Below are 15,818 nucleotides of genomic sequence, written 5' to 3'. Positions count from 1 at the left end.
GTTAGTTTTGATAGCCACTGTCACGGTTCTGGCAGGTAACAAAAAGCATTGTTAAGACCCGTGTGTGGCCGGAACATCGGTCGTATGAACTCTGTGTATGCGTCACTAGCTGTATGAATTAGTAAGAACAGCCCGACCCCAGATTCGAGCCGGTTTGCGTTCCTGATCGGAGTTCACTGCTCCCGTTCTCTCAGCAGTACCTTCGAAACGCTCTCTTCGATTTCGATTTCGAACGGAAGATCGGCGATGCTACCGCGAATGAACCGAATCATCAACCACCGTACCGACTCGGATGGGAAAACCACATGGAAACTCCCCTTCTCATCCCGTCGGACGGTCAGGAACCCACACAGCGATAGCCACTCGAGAACGTCTTCGAGCGAATCAAACCGTTCGGCATACTCCTGGGCGTGGTACTTCGCCACTTGATCGATCATTTCGAGAACCTCCTCGTCCCGCTGTGCCGGATCACTAAACTGGCTCAAGAGCGCGTGCAGCAAGTCGATGTCTAGGAGAACGTGTTCGCCCGTCGAGAGCATCTCGTAGTACGTCTGGAGGTGGTCGCTGTCGCTCGCGTGCGCTGAGTCGAAGTTTGCCGCGTAGAACGCGATTGCCTCGCGGATCAGTTGGCTTTGACTTTCCCCAGTTCGGTCGGTCAGGTCTTCTAACGTCTCCTTGGTCTCCTCATCGAGAGAGACGGTGACGCGGTCGGTTGACATAGTGTCTCTCGTCGCTGGATGACCTTAATATCGGGACGTTCGCTGACAGCGCGCTCTCAACCTGTCGGCGAAAACACTGTTCCGGCCGTGGTCTGGGAGTCGGTTACGGCCAGGTGCCACTCTGTTCGCCGGCGTTCACGACTCGCTGGAGTGCGACGACGTATGCGGCGGTTCGGAGCGATGGGAGTTTCCGGTCCTCGTAGGCATCGACGAGGTTCCCGAACTGCTCGACGATAATCGAATCCAGCTCCTCGTTCACGCGCTCTTCGGACCAGTAGAAGCGCTGCCTGTTCTGGACCCACTCGAAGTAGGACACGATGACACCGCCCGCGTTTGCGAGGATATCCGGAATGACCAGCGTCTCGCGGTCACTGAGAACATCGTCCGCGGCGGGAGTGATCGGGCCGTTTGCGGCCTCAGAGACGACGTCGGCAGAGATGTCATGTGCCAGGGACTCGTCGATGGCGTTCTCGAGTGCGGCCGGGATCAACAGATCGACGTCGAGCGTGAGCAGTTCCTCGTTCGTGAGTTCGTCCTCTGCGCCCGGATATCCGACGACGCTCCCGGTTTCACGTTTGTAGTCCTTGACGGCGACGGGATCGAACGACGTTTGGTTGTAGACAGCCCCGCTCGAATCAGACACGGCGACGACGTTGGCACCCATCTCGTAGATGAGTTTCGCCGCGATCCAGCCGGCGTTCCCGTAGCCCTGGACCGCGACCGTCGCGCCTTCGAGGTCTTTGTCGAGATACTCGAAGGCTTCGCGCGCTGCGACGACCGTCGAACGCCCGGTCGCTTCAACGCGGCCTTCACTGCCACCGCTTGCGAGGTCCTTGCCGGTTATGACGCCGGGTTCGGTCGTGTTTTCGAGTGTCTCGTAGGTGTCCTTGATCCAGTTCATCTCGCGCTGGCCCGTGTTGACGTCAGGTGCGGGCACGTCGCGGTCGGCCCCTATCAGTGGCGTCAATTCCTTGGCAAATGAGCGCGTGACCCGTTCGAGTTCGCTCTCCGAATAGTTGCTCGGATCGATGACGATGCCGCCTTTCCCACCGCCGAGTGGGATATCGCCCGTTGCCGTCTTGTAGACCATCCACCCAGAGAGGGCCTTGACCTCGTCGCGGTCCACCTGCGGGTGATAGCGGATCCCGCCCTTGTACGGGCCACGGTCGCCGTTGAACTGGGACCGATACGCACGGAACACCTCGATCGACCCGTCGTCCATCTCGACGGACAGGTTCGTTTCCAGTATCCGTTCGGGGGTCTTCAACCGTTCCAGTTGTCCCTCTGAGACGTCTATGTATTCGGCCGCAGCGTCGATCTGCGTCCGCAGGCTCTGGTACGGATTTACATCAGACATGTATCCACCAGATTCATCGAGATACCAAAAGCTATCTATTTCTACCAGATATTTTACTATACTAGATGGTATAGTAGTGACTATTAGAGGGCTTACACCGGCCGTCTAGTTCGAAATTTTTATCCTATTTTCACGTTCATATCATATTTTGTTACTACTAGACATCCTGATTTGTCTGTCACCCGAACAGTGGTGTCCGTATCGAGTGCCACGGCGTCTGCAACCTGTTCCGTTCCACTCACTGGAACGTCGACCCTGTCGACGTCCGGAATCAGACAGTCACGATGCTCGGCGCGTTCGAGCAGGACGTCTCCGCTGGGAAAGTGCCAGACCCGCGTCACGGACCGGAACACTGGCACCGACGTCGGCGCTTCGACGTGCCTGATAGCTCGCTTCTCCGTCAAGCGACGTTGAACGTCCATCGTAGCTGAGCTGAATCGGCGGGAACTGTCGTTTCACGGCTGCCCGAACGACGGGCAGGGAGCGACCGTCTCGGCGTCTGTGCGACGTCTCTCATGTGTCTTCAGGAGTACCGGCCGTCGACCGATGGCACTCGACCGAAACGAACGCCGGAATGAGCAAATACTAAATTGTTTAGCAACAAAGCCTTCCGGACATCAGGTGTTTACTATTGAACCCTCCAGCCAAAACGCGGCAACTGAAGTACCCATTTCCCGACCGGTGGCAGCAATCGGACCGAGCGGCCACGCGTAGCGCCACCGGTCTCAGTGATAGCTCTGTGTCCGGAGGAATCAGATGAGCGACGCCGGGAGTCCCCTCGATACGGCCCGGGTTCTCGTCGTCGGTTCGACGGCCTGGACCGAGCCGTTCACGGCGGCTCTCAGCGCCGGCACCGAGGCCGCCGTTCGCACCGTCGAGACGGCATCGGACGCCCTGGATACCGTGCAACAGCGGTCTGTCGACTGTATCGTCACGGGGGAGACACTCGACGACGGGAGCGGCGTTGCGCTGGTCCGACAGCTCCGGGACTCGGCTCCGGACCTCCCAGTCGTCCTCGGAACCACGGACGGTACCGAGGCCCTGGCGAGCGAGGCAATCCAGGCTGGCGTTTCCGACTACGTCCCACTGACCGGAGCAGATGGCCTGCGGATAGACGAGTTGATCCAGCGCACCGGGAAGGCGCTCCAGTCCGCTCGGCGAGCGATCACGCAGCGGGAACGGGCACGGCAGTTCGACGCCGTTTTTCACGATACACAGACAGCCACGTGGGTTCTCGATCCGGACGGCTCGCTCGCCCGTGTGAACCAGACGGGACGGGCGATGATTGACGAGGCGGTTGACGGGGTTATCGGTGATCTGTTCTGGACGCTGCCGTGGTGGTCACAGTCCGAGGCGACCGAACGCGATATCCGGCAACTCGTGGAGGCCGCACGCGATGGGCAGTTCGGTAACGCGGTCGTTCACCGGCCGACCACGGCCACAGACCGCGTTATCGAGCTTTCGGTTCGGCCGGTCGAGAACGACTTCGGCGACGTGACCTCGATTGTGATTGAAGGGATAGACATCACGGACCAGGTCACCCTCGACCGTGACCTTCGCCAGTCCGAGGAACTCCACCGGGTCACACTCAGTAATATGACCGACACCGTCCTCATGACGAACGAGGACGGGGAATACACCTACGTCTGCCCGAACGTCCACTTCATTTTCGGCTACACCGACGACGAGATCCGCGAGCAGGAAACGATCGACACGCTTCTCGGCGAGGACCTGTTCGACCGTGCGGAGCTCGCCGAGAAGGGCGTTCTCAAGAACATCGAGTGTACTGTTACCGACAAAGCGGGCCACGAGCACACGCTGCTGGTCAACGTCCGCGAAGTCGAGATTCAGGGCGGGACGCTGCTGTACAGTTGCCGGGACATCACGAAACGGAAACAGCGCGAGGAAGCGCTGGCGACGATGCAGGAAACCGCACGGAAGTTCCTCTATACGGAGACCAATCAGGAAATCGCCCAGCACATCGTCGATGATGTGCTCAGTGTTTTCGACGTCTCCGCGAGTGCCATCTACCTGTTCGACGTCGAGACGAACGAACTCCAGCCAGTCGCACAGTCCCAGGCGATGACCGAACACCACGGTCCGCTTCCGGCCGTCCGCACGAACGACGACACACTTCCAAGCCACAGCTTCGTCAACGACGAGACACTCGTGTTCGACGACGTCCACACGTCAGACCGACTGGAAAACCGGGCCACTGACCTCCGTAGCGTCATGTTCGTTCCGCTCGGCAACCACGGCGTGTTCGTCACCGGCTCGACGGCCGTCGGGGTGTTCGACGACGTGACACAGGAGCTCACTGATCTGCTCGCAGCGACCGCCGAGGCTGCCCTCGACCGGGTCGCCCGGGAGTCTCAGCTTCGGGAACAGGACCGCGAACTCCAGCGGCAAAACGAGCAACTGACCGCCCTGAATCACATCAACAACACGATTCGGGAGATAGACCAGACGATCGTCAGCGCCGAAACGCAGGAAGAGATCAACCACACCGTCTGCGAACGGCTGACTGACACGGACCGATTCAAGTTCGCGTGGATCGGGAGCGTCGATCCGGGCGGTACCACCGTCGAACCGCGTGCGTGGGCCGGCAGCGAACAGGGGTATCTCGACAATCAGTCGATCACCGTCGCGGACTCCGAGACCGAGCCCGCGGGCCAGACGGCTGCGACCGGCGAACTGACGATGATCCCCAACGTCGCCGCCGATCTCCGGAGCGCGCCGTGGCGTTCGGACGCGCTCACGCGTGACTTCCTCTCAGTGTTGAGCATCCCGCTGGTGTACAACGATCTCAGGCACGGGATTCTCACCATCTACGCGGACACGAAAGACGCCTTCGACGAGACAACGCGTACAGTGTTGCGCGAGCTCGGCGAGACCATCGCTTCGGCACTCAGCGCCATCGAACGGAAACACGCGTTGCTCACGACCTCGGTGACCCGCGTCGAGTTCGTCATCGACGACGAGCGGTTCCTCCTGTCACGACTCGCCCGGTCGGCGGAGTGTACCCTTTCCTACGAGGGTGGCATCCAGCATGCCCCGGCTGGTGACAGCGTGTTCGTTACCGTCGAAGACGGAGACGTGCGCACGGTGGCGGCAGCTGCGGCGGACATGACGACGATAGACGACGTCACACAGATCAGTGAGGACGGCACCGAGAGCGGCGTCCTGCGACTGGAGTTGTCTCAGCCGTTCCTCGCGCTGGAACTGGCCGACCACGGGGCTATTTTTCGGGAAGCGACCGCAGACCCGGAGAGAACGACCCTTGTCGTCGATGTACCACAGAGTGTCGAGGTTCGAAACATCGCGCAATTGGTTCACAGTACGTTCTCCGGCGTCGAACTCAAGCGCAAGGAGACGCTCGAACGGGGTATCGAACACGACCGCGGTTCGGAGTTCCTCACGGATCTCACGGAGCGGCAGTTCGAGGTTATTCAGACCGCCTACTACAGCGGCTACTTCGAGTCCCCGCGCACGAAGTCCGGTGAGGACATCGCAACGATGCTTGAAATCTCTCCGCCAGCGTTCTACCAGCACGTACGGACCGTCCAGCGGAAACTGTTCACAGCACTGTTCGAAGAACGGAGTGTATCGAGTCGTGAGTCGTGAAACCGGTTTAATAATAAACCACTGTTTGTCGCTCTACCTCTTTGATTAACCTCTTAATATTCCCCTAATGTCCTTCTATTCCTTAATCGAGTACTGGCGGTCGGAAACCGCCACTCGTGAATATCCATGAGAGATGTAGAGCAAGACCACGACGAGAAGACACCGTACGAGTGCTTTGCGTGTGGCAAAGTCATCGCTGCAGAGAGCCAACCGGAGAACTGTCGGGACTGCGGCGGTGAGATGCGCAACCGACAGACGCCGCTCGAATAGCGATGGGACCGAAACTGAGCTCCGCTCCGTCGGGAGAGCCGTCGGCGTCGTCCGAACCGGAATCGGCGCTCGAAACAGCTCGTCTGCAACTCCACCGAGCCGCGAGCCATCTCGATATCGACCCGAACATCGTCGAACGACTCAGGCATCCGCAAAACGTCCACGAAGTCACCGTCCCCATCGAGCGGGACGATGGCACAGTCGACGTGTTCACCGGGTACCGAGCCCAGCACGATAGCGTCAGGGGGCCGTTCAAGGGCGGGCTTCGGTACCACCCCGAGGTGACGAGGGACGAATGCGTCGGCCTCGGAATCTGGATGACCTGGAAGTGCGCGGTGATGGACCTGCCCTTTGGGGGTGCCAAAGGCGGTATCGCCGTCAATCCGAAAACGCTGAGCGAGGACGAAAAGGAACGGCTCACCCGCCGGTTCGCACAGGAGCTCCGGGACGTTATCGGTCCGAACCGGGACATCCCCGCCCCGGATATGGGGACGGACCCACAGACGATGGCCTGGCTGATGGACGCCTACTCCATGCAAGAGGGCGAGACGACCCCAGGTGTCGTCACCGGCAAGCCGCCGGTTGTCGGCGGGAGCGAGGGGCGTGAAGACGCGCCCGGCCGGAGCGTCGCGATCATCTCACAACTCGTCTGTGAGTACTACGACCAACCGCTGGCGGAGACCACGGTCGCAGTACAGGGCTACGGGAGTGTCGGTGCGAACGCAGCACGATTGCTCGACGAACAGGGCGCGACTGTTGTCGCGATCAGCGACGTGAACGGGGCGATGTACGATCCCGCCGGAATCGTTACGGCGACAGTGCCGTCACACGACCAGGAACCGGAAGCCGTCACCGAGTACGCCGACACCGTGATTTCGAACGAGGAATTGCTGACGCTCGATGTCGACGTCCTCATCCCGGCCGCACTCGGGAACGTCATCACCGAGGCGAACGCGGACGAGATAGCCGCGGATTTCGTCGTCGAAGGGGCGAACGGCCCGACCACGTCCACCGCGGACTCGATCCTCGCCGAGCGAGATGTCGTGGTGATTCCGGACATTCTGGCGAACGCCGGGGGCGTCACGGTGAGCTACTTCGAGTGGCTACAGGACATCAACCGCCGGTCGTGGTCACTCCAGCGAGTGAACGACGAGCTCGACGAAGAGATGCGAGCGGCCTGGGACGCAGTCCGGACGGAGTTCGAAAACCGCGACATCACGTGGCGAGATGCGGCGTACATCGTCGCACTGTCCCGTATCGCAGCGGCCCACGAAGCACGTGGACTCTGGCCGTAACACTGTTTCTGCCGGTTCCATCACGGGTTCCACCGCTGTCACTGTCGGTGCCGAGAAACCGCGACTAACGCCACGCTCAGTAGTGAAATTCAAACCGTGCCCCGCCAGCAGTGCCCTCCGTCACGCGGACGCTCCAGCCGTGCGCTTTGGCGATGTCCTCCACAATCGAGAGTCCGAAGCCAGTGCCCCCTTTGGTAGACGTGACACCGTGTTCGAGCACCTCCTCACGCTTCGACGGAGGAATCCCGTCGCCGTCGTCCGCGACGTAGAACCCGACACCGCCATCTAGCTCCCCGACAGTTACAGTGACGGCTTCCCCGCCATGTTCGATAGCGTTTCTGAAGAGGTTCTCGAACAGCTGCGTCAACCGGCTGGCGTCACCGGCCACTGTCGGGACGGTGTCAGCAACCGTCAGCGTTGCTTCAGCGGTGTCGACGTACCCCCATGCTTCCGTCGTCACGGTCTCGAGGTCGATTTGCTTCGTATCCGTAACTGTGCTCTCGCCGCGCGCCAGCGTAAGGAGGTCGTCGATCAACCGCTCCATGCGGTCATGCGCCGCCTCGATCCGGTCTAGGTGACTGAGGTCGCCTGTCTCCTCGACGATGTCGAGAAACCCGATGGCGATGGACAGCGGATTCCGGAGGTCGTGGGCGACGACACTGGCAAACTCATCGAGCCGCTCGTTCTGTCGCTTTAGTTCGGTTTCCCGACTTGCCCGTGTGAATGCTGCCTCGACAGTCGCACCCAGTATCTGGAACAGGTCCATGTCCGTATCAGAGAACGTCTGTTCCTGTGACGTTCCGACGCCGATAAGCCCAAACTCGCCCAGAGGTACGAACAGGCCGCTCCTGAGTTGCGCGTCGGCCTTGCCGAGTGTCACTTCTGACTGGATGTCGTCGTATTTACGCAACTCCGACGCCTCGAACGCCTCCCACGCAAGCGCCTCTCCGGACTCCAACCGCGGGAGCTCACCGAGCAGTTCTCTCGTTGCCGCACTCGTCGCCAGCGGGACGAGCTCGTCGGCTTGGTCGGCATACTCCCAGATCCCGGTGAGTTCGAATCCCAGAGTCTCCGCGGCAGCCTCGATAGCGATGTCCCCGATCTCGTCACTCGACCGTGCACCACTGAGCCGCTGTGCGGTTTCCTGTAGTGACCGGAGCTTCGACTCTAATCGCTTCTGTTCAGTGATATCCTCCAGAACGGCCAGTATGCTCGTTATCTCCCCATCTGGAGCCGTGATCGGGGCAACCGACAGGAGCAGATCTAGTTCCTCGCCGTCTTTCGTTTCCCGCCGTATCTCCTTGCCGCGAATCGGCTCACCGCTCAGTGCGCGTTGTCGGTGGGAGGCGAACTCGGCCTGCTGCTCGTCCGGGACAATCGGATTGAACTCGCCAAGCACCTCCTCCCGCGACCAGCCGAACATGTTCTCGGCCCCGTCGTTCCAGCGGATAACGGTCCCGTCAGCGTCGATTTCCATGACGGTGAGTGGCGTCGCCTCGATAAGCGATTCCAGTCGCTTGTTCGTCGTTTTGAGTTTGCGCTCCCGCTCGACCTGCTCGGTCACGTTGCGGGCAATGCCGACGATTCGGACGATCTCGCCTTCGAGGATGACTGGCGCGAGGCTCGTGTCCCAGAACCGTGCGTCATCATCGATGTCCAACTCTTCGCGATACGAGATTGGGGCACGCTGTTCGACACAGCGAGTGTAGTTCGCTGCGAGATCAGCACCGCGGTCGTCACCGAAGACCTCCCGTGGCGTCTGGCCGCGAACTTCGTCGGTAGTGAGTCCTGTCTGTGACTCGTAGCCGGGGCTGAGTCGAGCAAACTCGAACGCTGGATCGTCACCAGTCGCGTCGACATCGAGCAGAAATATGGCGTCACCGGAGGTGTTGAGCAGTGCCTCGTACTCTTCGGCAAGCTCTTGATGTGCGCGTTCCTGGGCTTTTCGCTCCGTGATATCCTGGAACACGCCCCGCAACACAGGCTCGTCGTCCTGTGTGTCGTCGACGCGCTCCCCCCACGCCCGAACATCGCGCACGTCACCGTCAGCCCGAACGATTCGGAGATCGAGATCGTACGGTTCTCGGTCCGCAATTGCCCGCTCGACGGCCTTCGTAATCGTCTCTCTGTCGTCAGGATGGTAGAACTCGATCGCATCATCGAGAACCGGGTCGTAATCGTCGTCAACACCGTGAATCCGGCGGACTCCGTCAGACCAGTCGAGGGTGCCCGTCGACGGGAAGTACTCCCAGACACCGATGTCTGCGATGTCCTGCACGCGTTCGAACAGGAACTCTTGACGCTGGAGGTCGGCGTGGTCCTGCCCCCGCGATATCTCGGCACTTACGAGCTCCGAGAGTAGCTCGACGAACGTTCGCTCAAGTGCCCCGAAGCGAGCGACTCGCGTTGTGGGGCTTGAAAAATTGACCGTCCCGTAACGGGTCCCATCGACGACGAGTGGCACGCCGATGTACGATTCCAACTCGAACTCACGATACGCGGGATGGGTCGCTTTCCCATCGGCAACTGCGTCTGTGAACGAACAGACCGTATCGGTTCCCACGACTTCCTCGCAGTACGTCGATTCCAGGTCGAACTGATCACCGGCTTCGATTTCGGACTCCGGTGCGTGCACCGCCTTGACCGTGTAATCGTCGCCCTGAACGTGTGAGACGATTCCGATCTCGAGACCGAGCGTTCGACACCCCAGCTCAAGCAGTTCCTGAAGCCGTGTCTCGGCTGAGACATCACTCTTTGCCATGACGGTCTGGAGTTCCCGGAGTGCGTCACGCTCCCGTTCCAGCTGTCGCTTGACTTCGCTTTGTTCCGTGATGTCCCGAGCAACGACGAGCACTTGACGGCTCTCATTGCTCCGGAACGGCGTAACGCGGACGTCGAACGTCCGTTCATCGCCCTCAGTCGTGATGTCGAGTTGCAGGTCCGCATCGTACAACCCTGTGACGCCTCCGTCGCCCTCTATTTCCTCGAGCGTTGATTCGACCGCGTTTGTGAACTGCTCCGCGTCGGACGCAGAAATGCGGTCACCCACGACCGTTTCTAGCTGTTGGCCCGTTATCTGGGCTGCCCGGTCCTCGGCGATCAGCCGTTTCGAAGCCGCGTTCGCGAACTCGATCGTCCCCTCCTCGTCGAGGACGAACACGACATCGTGGATGTTTTCGAGGATCGCTTCGCTGCGCTCTAGCTCGAGTTCTCGCTCCCGTTCAACCGTGGTTTCGCGTGAAAAGACGGTGAGACCGTCATCGTCCGGGAAGACTCGCACTTCGACCCAGTAATCAAACGGCGCTCCCAGGCGCTGTTCGAACGACACCGGTTCACCGGTCTCCATCGCGGTTCGGTATTCGTCTTCGAGCACCGTTCCAACTATCGACGGGAACTCCTCCCAGAGAGTGGCACCGACGACAGCATCGGGGTCACGGTCGACGCGCTCGGCCATCTTTTCGTTTATGTACTCGATGCGCCACTCGTCGTCGACGGCATAGATCGCGTCAGTTGCGCGTTCGAGCGTCCGCTGGAACCGGTCGGACATCCGATCGGCGACCTTCTGTTTGCGTGCGGCCGCAACGAGTGTCTGGATGCGGCCTGCGAGCAACTCGAAATTATTCTGGTCCGCATGGATCGGGATGTAATCAGAGACGCCCACCTGTGTCGCTTCGCTCGCGATCCGTTCGCTTCCCCGTCCCGTGAACAGGATCGTCGGTAACTCATCCCGTTCTGACCGGAGCCGTTCCAAAAGCTCGATACCCGTGCTATCCGGCAGTGAGTAGGAAGTGACGACACAGTCGATGGCAGACGTTTCCAGCCGTTCGAGCGCAGCTTCAGCGGTTCCGACAGTCGTGACCTCGAAGTCGATATCGCTGGTCAGCAGTTTCGTCCGCGCAAGTTCGGCAAAATCGGCATCGTCGTTCACATACAGAACATGCATGCCCCCGGCAGTGCCGCCTTCTGCATGATTCATTATCACTACTACACAGCGCTGTTTTATGAATCGTTTGTGCTAATTCTTGTTCGTGATACTGCGCCGGGATTGTCGGCTTTCATCTAGGTTACAGACCAGTTAGTCATTATCGGATGCGGAGTGACCCACCGTTCCCTCTAGGATGTCGCCACAGCCGTATGCACAGCGACCAAATCACGCAAAAGGAGTCATATCTGCAGGGCCAATCAGAGTATCTGTAATTCGAGATACTTTTGTGGCAGGCGGAACTCCGTTAGCGGGGTATGAACGAGTTACGCACTGGATTGAGTTACGGCGACGTTCTCCTCGTCCCGAAGCGGTCACCGGTCGACAGTCGGAGCGACATCGATCTCTCGTCGCCCCTCACGCCGACCGTGGAACTAGATACGCCGCTCGTATCCGCCGCGATGGATACCGTCACGGAGGCAGACCTGGCAATCGAGCTTGCGCGTTCGGGCGGATTCGGGGTGCTGCACCGGTTCCTTACGCCCGAAGAACAGGCCGAGCAGGTCGAGCAGGTGAAAGCAGCGGACGAACAGGTCGGCGCAGCAGTCGGTATCAACGAGGATTACGTCGCCCGGAGCGCTGCAGTGATTGGGGCCGGTGTTGATGCGCTCGTCGTTGACGTGGCTCACGGTCACCTCGACCGGGCGCTCGACGCCGTCGAAACCCTTGCAGACGAATTTCCCGACACCGACCTTATCGCCGGCAACGTCGCGACGCCTGCGGGTGTCGAAGACCTCGCCGCTGCCGGGGCCGACTGCGTCAAAGTCGGCATCGGGCCCGGGTCCCACTGTACCACCCGGAAGGTCGCAGGTGCCGGCGTTCCCCAGCTAACCGCCGTCGATGACTGTGCCTCAGCTGCCGAGGACCTAGACGCCACTATCTGCGCAGATGGCGGGATCCGCACGTCGGGTGATGCGGTGAAAGCCCTCATGGCCGGGGCAGACACCGTGATGCTCGGGAGCCTCTTTGCCGGTACGGAGGAAGCCCCCGGTGCAGTCGTCGAAGTCGATGGCACGCGGTACAAGCGGTCACGAGGGATGGCGACCACCGCCGCGGCCGAGGACCGTGCTGACAAACAGAACAACGTCAGCGCCGACGAGGGGGTCGAAGCACTGACCCCGTACAAAGGCTCTGTCACTGCCGTGGCCGAGGAGTTCTGTGCCGGCATCCGTTCCGGGCTCTCCTACTGTGGCGGGCACACCATCGCTGCGGCCCGCGACAAGGCGGAGTTCATCCGTGTCGCCCAGAGTGCGAAAGAACGCGAGGGGTTCCACACGGACCACGACTGGGAAGGCGTCAACGTGGAGAGTGAGGCGACGCAGGTTCGCGACGCCGGCACCGAGGCACCTGTCGATAGCGACGACTGAACAGGGTATCAGGCTGGCCCGCGCGTGCTTGGAAGCTTACTCTGTATCGCGTTCGAGTGTCGCCCGTCGCTGTTCGTATTCTTCATCCGTCAGCTCCCCGCGAGCGTAGGCGAGCCGGAGTTCTTGGAACGCTTGATCCGAGTCACTGTCACTGCCGACTACGGCCCTGTAAACGAGGTAGCCACCGGCGACGATGGCAGCCAGGAACAGGAGCTGCATCACGATTCCGACGACGAACATCCAGCCCGGCATCGTTCCGGCGCCCCACATTCCACTGCCCCACATACCGCCCATCATCGGCCCGAATCCCATCATCCCGAAGCCCATGAAGACCATCGGAAAGATGACGAAGGCACCGATGATGAGGAGGAGGATCGTGACCAGTCGAGTGTCGTCCGTAGTTTCAGGCATATGTGTTCACTCCGTGAGTCCGCCTCTAGTGTCATCTACGTAGACATAGTTCAATGCGATTGCGGCTTATAATCATATGAGTACGGCCCATCATATTTTGTTTCCACAGTTGAGGACGGCTCTGGAGAGTAGTATCTTAAGAGCAACTCCAAGGGACGACACCTACGATAGGACAGTCATGTTCCAGATGACCGGAACAAATGCTGTTCCAGCAGATGCATCACACTCCCGATCACCAGTCACAATCACGATCATCACTGTGTGAGCGCACCTTCGAATCGAAGTCCCGACGGTGACTACCCCAGAGCGAAGCGATCATTGAACAGGGCCCGATACCGTATGGATCCCAACACCAGGGCTGACGGGAGCATCGAAAGCGGAACGATGGACTCCGGGATTTGGTCTGCCCCTGGTGGACGGCCGAAACGGTAGCCGGGTTGGCGGACTCCCCTTCGCTGGCGGGGCACTCAGAATACTGAGGCTGGTGGGCGGACTCCTCTACAGATGAGCACGACGGGTGCCTCGGGGCGTTTCACTCCGATAGGGCGTGCCGGAAGGAGCGTTGATACGGGTGACTCCCGAATAAGAGAGATAGTCTCAGACTTAGATGAGATAGCATCTAATTTTCGAACAAGAAGGTATTTGATGTGGAACTATACGATCCGATAGTTTTCTTTGCCGAGATGAGAATAGCCGCTGACGGACTGGATATGTTTGCTTTTCAAAAGCCAGTATCGGTAACTTTCGAGATGTTTCCACCGATATCAAAGATTGAGACGTCGTGATTCGACACCATCGTGTCCGGAGTTCTGTACGCTCTCGATAATACATCCAGAAGATTATGAACTGTCGGTTGTAACACCACCATGTCCGCTGTTCTACGTCCTGAAAACCGCTCTACTTCAATCGGTTTCGACACCACCATGTCCGCAGTTCCTATGTAGACTGGAAGTCCGAGAGCGTCGCTTCGCTGTCAACGAGATTAGTGACAGATTTGTGAATACCCACATCGTCGACAGTCTTCTCAAGCGCTGCGAGGATCATCTCGGGGTCCATTTCGAGCGAGTACTCACGATAGGTGCCCCCGCGACGTCCCTCGTTCCGTTCGATGGCCGAAATAATGCCCAACATCGACAGTTCACCGAGATGGTCACGCATCCGGCGTGGGACAAGCGGATCAATCCCTGCCTTCTCGGCGAAGTTCGTGTATCGGGGCCTGATATCTCGTGTCCGGGCTGGCGTCTTCCCTTCCTGATCGAGTGTAACCATCGCGTACACGACGAGATGACCGTGTTGAGTAAGTCCGGAAATACCCTCTTGAATCCGGCCCCGTTCCAGGACATCGCGGGCTTCTCGAACGAGGTTTTCCGAAATCGTGTCCGTGTCTTTGTCACGAGCCAGGTCCCCCGTTTTCATTAGGAGGTCGAGTGACTGCCGTGCGTCACCAGCATCTTTGGCACCATAGGCGGCGCATAGCTCGATGACACCGTCTTCGAGTACGCCGTCGTGGAACGCTACATCAGCACGCTGTTGCAGGATTTGGATCAGTTCTTTCGCATCGTATGCGGGGAACTGGATTTCCTCCTCACAGAGTGAACTCTTGACCTTCGGGGAGAGATCATCGCGAAAAGAAAAGTCGTTCGAGATGCCGATAATCCCGATCTTTGCGGAACTCAGGTTGTCGTTGGCTCGCGCACGCGGGAGTTGATAGAGAATACTATCGTCTTCAATATGATCGACCTCGTCGAGAACAATATAGATGGTTCCACCACAGGAGTCGAGTTCGGTCCACAGCATGTCGTACACCGTTGCGCGAGGGTACCCCGTCGTACTGATCTGGCTCGTCTCGTCCCTGAATTCGTTGACGAGACGGGTGGCGATTTGGTAACTGCTGGAGAGGCCGTCACAGTTTAACATCTTCACCGTGAGGTCGATATCCTCGTATTTCGCTGCGTCTTCCTCGAGATGGTCGATCAGGTACCGCGTGCCAGCGGTTTTTCCGACCCCCGTTTTACCGTATAAGAAGATATTGTTGGGCTGTTCACCGTTAATGACAGGTTGGAGGGCAGCTCGATACCGATTAAGCTCAGTGTCACGTCCGACGAGATTCTCTGGTTGATAATCCTCCCGAAGGGCATCCCGGTCCAAGTAAATCTCGGTGTCGCGTTCAAACATCCCCATAGTCGTTACCTGACGTATTGGAAGGAATCCATATAAAACCACCCCTGTCCGCAGTGTCCGGAGTGTCCGCTGTTCTCCGGCTTATAAAAGAATGGGGGGACCCTCCCACCCCACTATGTCCGGAGTAACTAGAATATAGTGGGAGGGGGTGGATTAGAGGAACTATAAATTATGGAAAAGTTTATAATAACCCGCTGAGAGCTAGACCGTAATGCAACTTACCAAGCGTAGAATGATACGCTACAGCAGTATCTAATAGTATATCTAGATCAGACGGGCCGCTCTTCCCGTCGAATCTTGCCGCCATCCTATCCCTCCCCGACTCTTTGCGAAGAACAGCGGACAAAGTGGGGTGGGAGTGTTCTCTCTTCCTCAATTAGCAATTCCGCCCCCTCAGTCGTTTTGTGGCTGATTTTCTGATTTTTGGTGTCCATTCACACACCGTGATGTCCGCTGTTCCGGAACGGGAGACAAAAACAGCGGACATTGTGGTGTGGCCGAATCGAAATAACACCACCATGTCCGCAGTAATCGACTTATGATTTCTCAAGCCCTGTTAGAACAGCGGACATCGTGGTGTTCCTCCTCGAAGCTCGGTCCAACTCGCTGTCA

Annotated in this window: 9 protein-coding genes; 4 read left to right on the top strand and 5 right to left on the bottom strand. The window is 59.0% G+C overall.

Annotation, left to right across the window (positions count from 1 at the left end; genetic code table 11):
* Positions 1-173: 173 nt before the first annotated feature.
* Together ACOZ4H_RS19085 and ACOZ4H_RS19080 are read right to left on the bottom strand one after the other, a co-directional pair.
* Positions 174-719: a ribbon-helix-helix protein, CopG family gene (locus ACOZ4H_RS19085; protein ID WP_424330847.1), complete on the bottom strand. Its 546-nt coding sequence runs from the start codon at positions 717-719 to the stop codon at positions 174-176.
* A 103-nt stretch (positions 720-822) separates the two neighbouring features.
* Positions 823-2,076: a Glu/Leu/Phe/Val family dehydrogenase gene (locus ACOZ4H_RS19080; RefSeq protein WP_424330846.1), complete on the bottom strand. Its 1,254-nt coding sequence runs from the start codon at positions 2,074-2,076 to the stop codon at positions 823-825.
* 756 nt (positions 2,077-2,832) lie between these two features.
* Between ACOZ4H_RS19080 and ACOZ4H_RS19075 the strand changes: the two genes are divergently transcribed.
* The 3 genes from ACOZ4H_RS19075 (at position 2,833) to gdhB (ending at position 7,265) form a co-directional block, all read left to right on the top strand.
* Positions 2,833-5,700 carry a bacterio-opsin activator domain-containing protein gene (locus tag ACOZ4H_RS19075; protein WP_424330845.1) on the top strand — a complete coding sequence of 956 codons (2,868 nt, stop codon included), beginning with the start codon at positions 2,833-2,835 and terminating at the stop codon, positions 5,698-5,700.
* Between the two features lie 126 nt (positions 5,701-5,826).
* Entirely contained in the window at positions 5,827-5,970 is a 144-nt protein-coding gene (locus tag ACOZ4H_RS19070) for a rubrerythrin-like domain-containing protein (RefSeq protein WP_424330844.1), read from the top strand.
* Positions 5,971-5,972: 2 nt separating this feature from the next.
* The gene (gene gdhB / locus ACOZ4H_RS19065; RefSeq protein WP_424330843.1) at positions 5,973-7,265 is read left to right on the top strand and encodes a glutamate dehydrogenase GdhB; all 1,293 of its coding nucleotides are present in this window, start codon (positions 5,973-5,975) and stop codon (positions 7,263-7,265) included.
* A 76-nt stretch (positions 7,266-7,341) separates the two neighbouring features.
* Here gdhB and ACOZ4H_RS19060 read toward each other — a convergent pair whose 3' ends face one another.
* Positions 7,342-11,241, bottom strand: a complete 3,900-nt coding sequence (locus ACOZ4H_RS19060; RefSeq protein WP_424330842.1) for a PAS domain S-box protein — start codon at positions 11,239-11,241, stop codon at positions 7,342-7,344.
* Positions 11,242-11,504: 263 nt separating this feature from the next.
* Here ACOZ4H_RS19060 and ACOZ4H_RS19055 point away from each other — a divergent pair, with 263 nt between their 5' ends.
* A complete protein-coding gene (locus ACOZ4H_RS19055) occupies positions 11,505-12,614 on the top strand; it encodes a guanosine monophosphate reductase (RefSeq protein ID WP_424330841.1) in 1,110 nt (369 codons plus the stop codon).
* Positions 12,615-12,650: 36 nt separating this feature from the next.
* Here the strand turns inward: ACOZ4H_RS19055 and ACOZ4H_RS19050 are convergent, their stop codons facing one another.
* Entirely contained in the window at positions 12,651-13,025 is a 375-nt protein-coding gene (locus tag ACOZ4H_RS19050) for an SHOCT domain-containing protein (protein ID WP_424330840.1), read from the bottom strand.
* A 936-nt stretch (positions 13,026-13,961) separates the two neighbouring features.
* On the bottom strand, positions 13,962-15,206 hold the full coding sequence (locus tag ACOZ4H_RS19045; RefSeq protein ID WP_424330880.1) for a Cdc6/Cdc18 family protein: 1,245 nt from the start codon (positions 15,204-15,206) through the stop codon (positions 13,962-13,964).
* Between the last annotated feature and the right edge of the window lie 612 nt (positions 15,207-15,818).

This window comes from Haloarcula amylolytica, assembly GCF_049705545.1.
Taxonomy (GTDB): Archaea; Halobacteriota; Halobacteria; order Halobacteriales; family Haloarculaceae; genus Haloarcula; species Haloarcula amylolytica_B.
This window is presented reverse-complemented; position numbering and strand designations above follow the sequence as displayed.

Excerpts from the sequence above, each read along its gene's own strand:
- ACOZ4H_RS19060 (WP_424330842.1), bottom strand. The coding sequence starts at position 11,241 with ATGAATCATGCAGAAGGCGGCACTGCCGGGGGCATGCATGTTCTGTAT.
- ACOZ4H_RS19080 (WP_424330846.1), bottom strand. The coding sequence starts at position 2,076 with ATGTCTGATGTAAATCCGTACCAGAGCCTGCGGACGCAGATCGACGCT.
- gdhB (WP_424330843.1), top strand. The coding sequence starts at position 5,973 with ATGGGACCGAAACTGAGCTCCGCTCCGTCGGGAGAGCCGTCGGCGTCG.
- ACOZ4H_RS19070 (WP_424330844.1), top strand. The coding sequence starts at position 5,827 with ATGAGAGATGTAGAGCAAGACCACGACGAGAAGACACCGTACGAGTGC.
- ACOZ4H_RS19085 (WP_424330847.1), bottom strand. The coding sequence starts at position 719 with ATGTCAACCGACCGCGTCACCGTCTCTCTCGATGAGGAGACCAAGGAG.
- ACOZ4H_RS19050 (WP_424330840.1), bottom strand. The coding sequence starts at position 13,025 with ATGCCTGAAACTACGGACGACACTCGACTGGTCACGATCCTCCTCCTC.
- ACOZ4H_RS19075 (WP_424330845.1), top strand. The coding sequence starts at position 2,833 with ATGAGCGACGCCGGGAGTCCCCTCGATACGGCCCGGGTTCTCGTCGTC.
- ACOZ4H_RS19045 (WP_424330880.1), bottom strand. The coding sequence starts at position 15,206 with ATGGGGATGTTTGAACGCGACACCGAGATTTACTTGGACCGGGATGCC.
- ACOZ4H_RS19055 (WP_424330841.1), top strand. The coding sequence starts at position 11,505 with ATGAACGAGTTACGCACTGGATTGAGTTACGGCGACGTTCTCCTCGTC.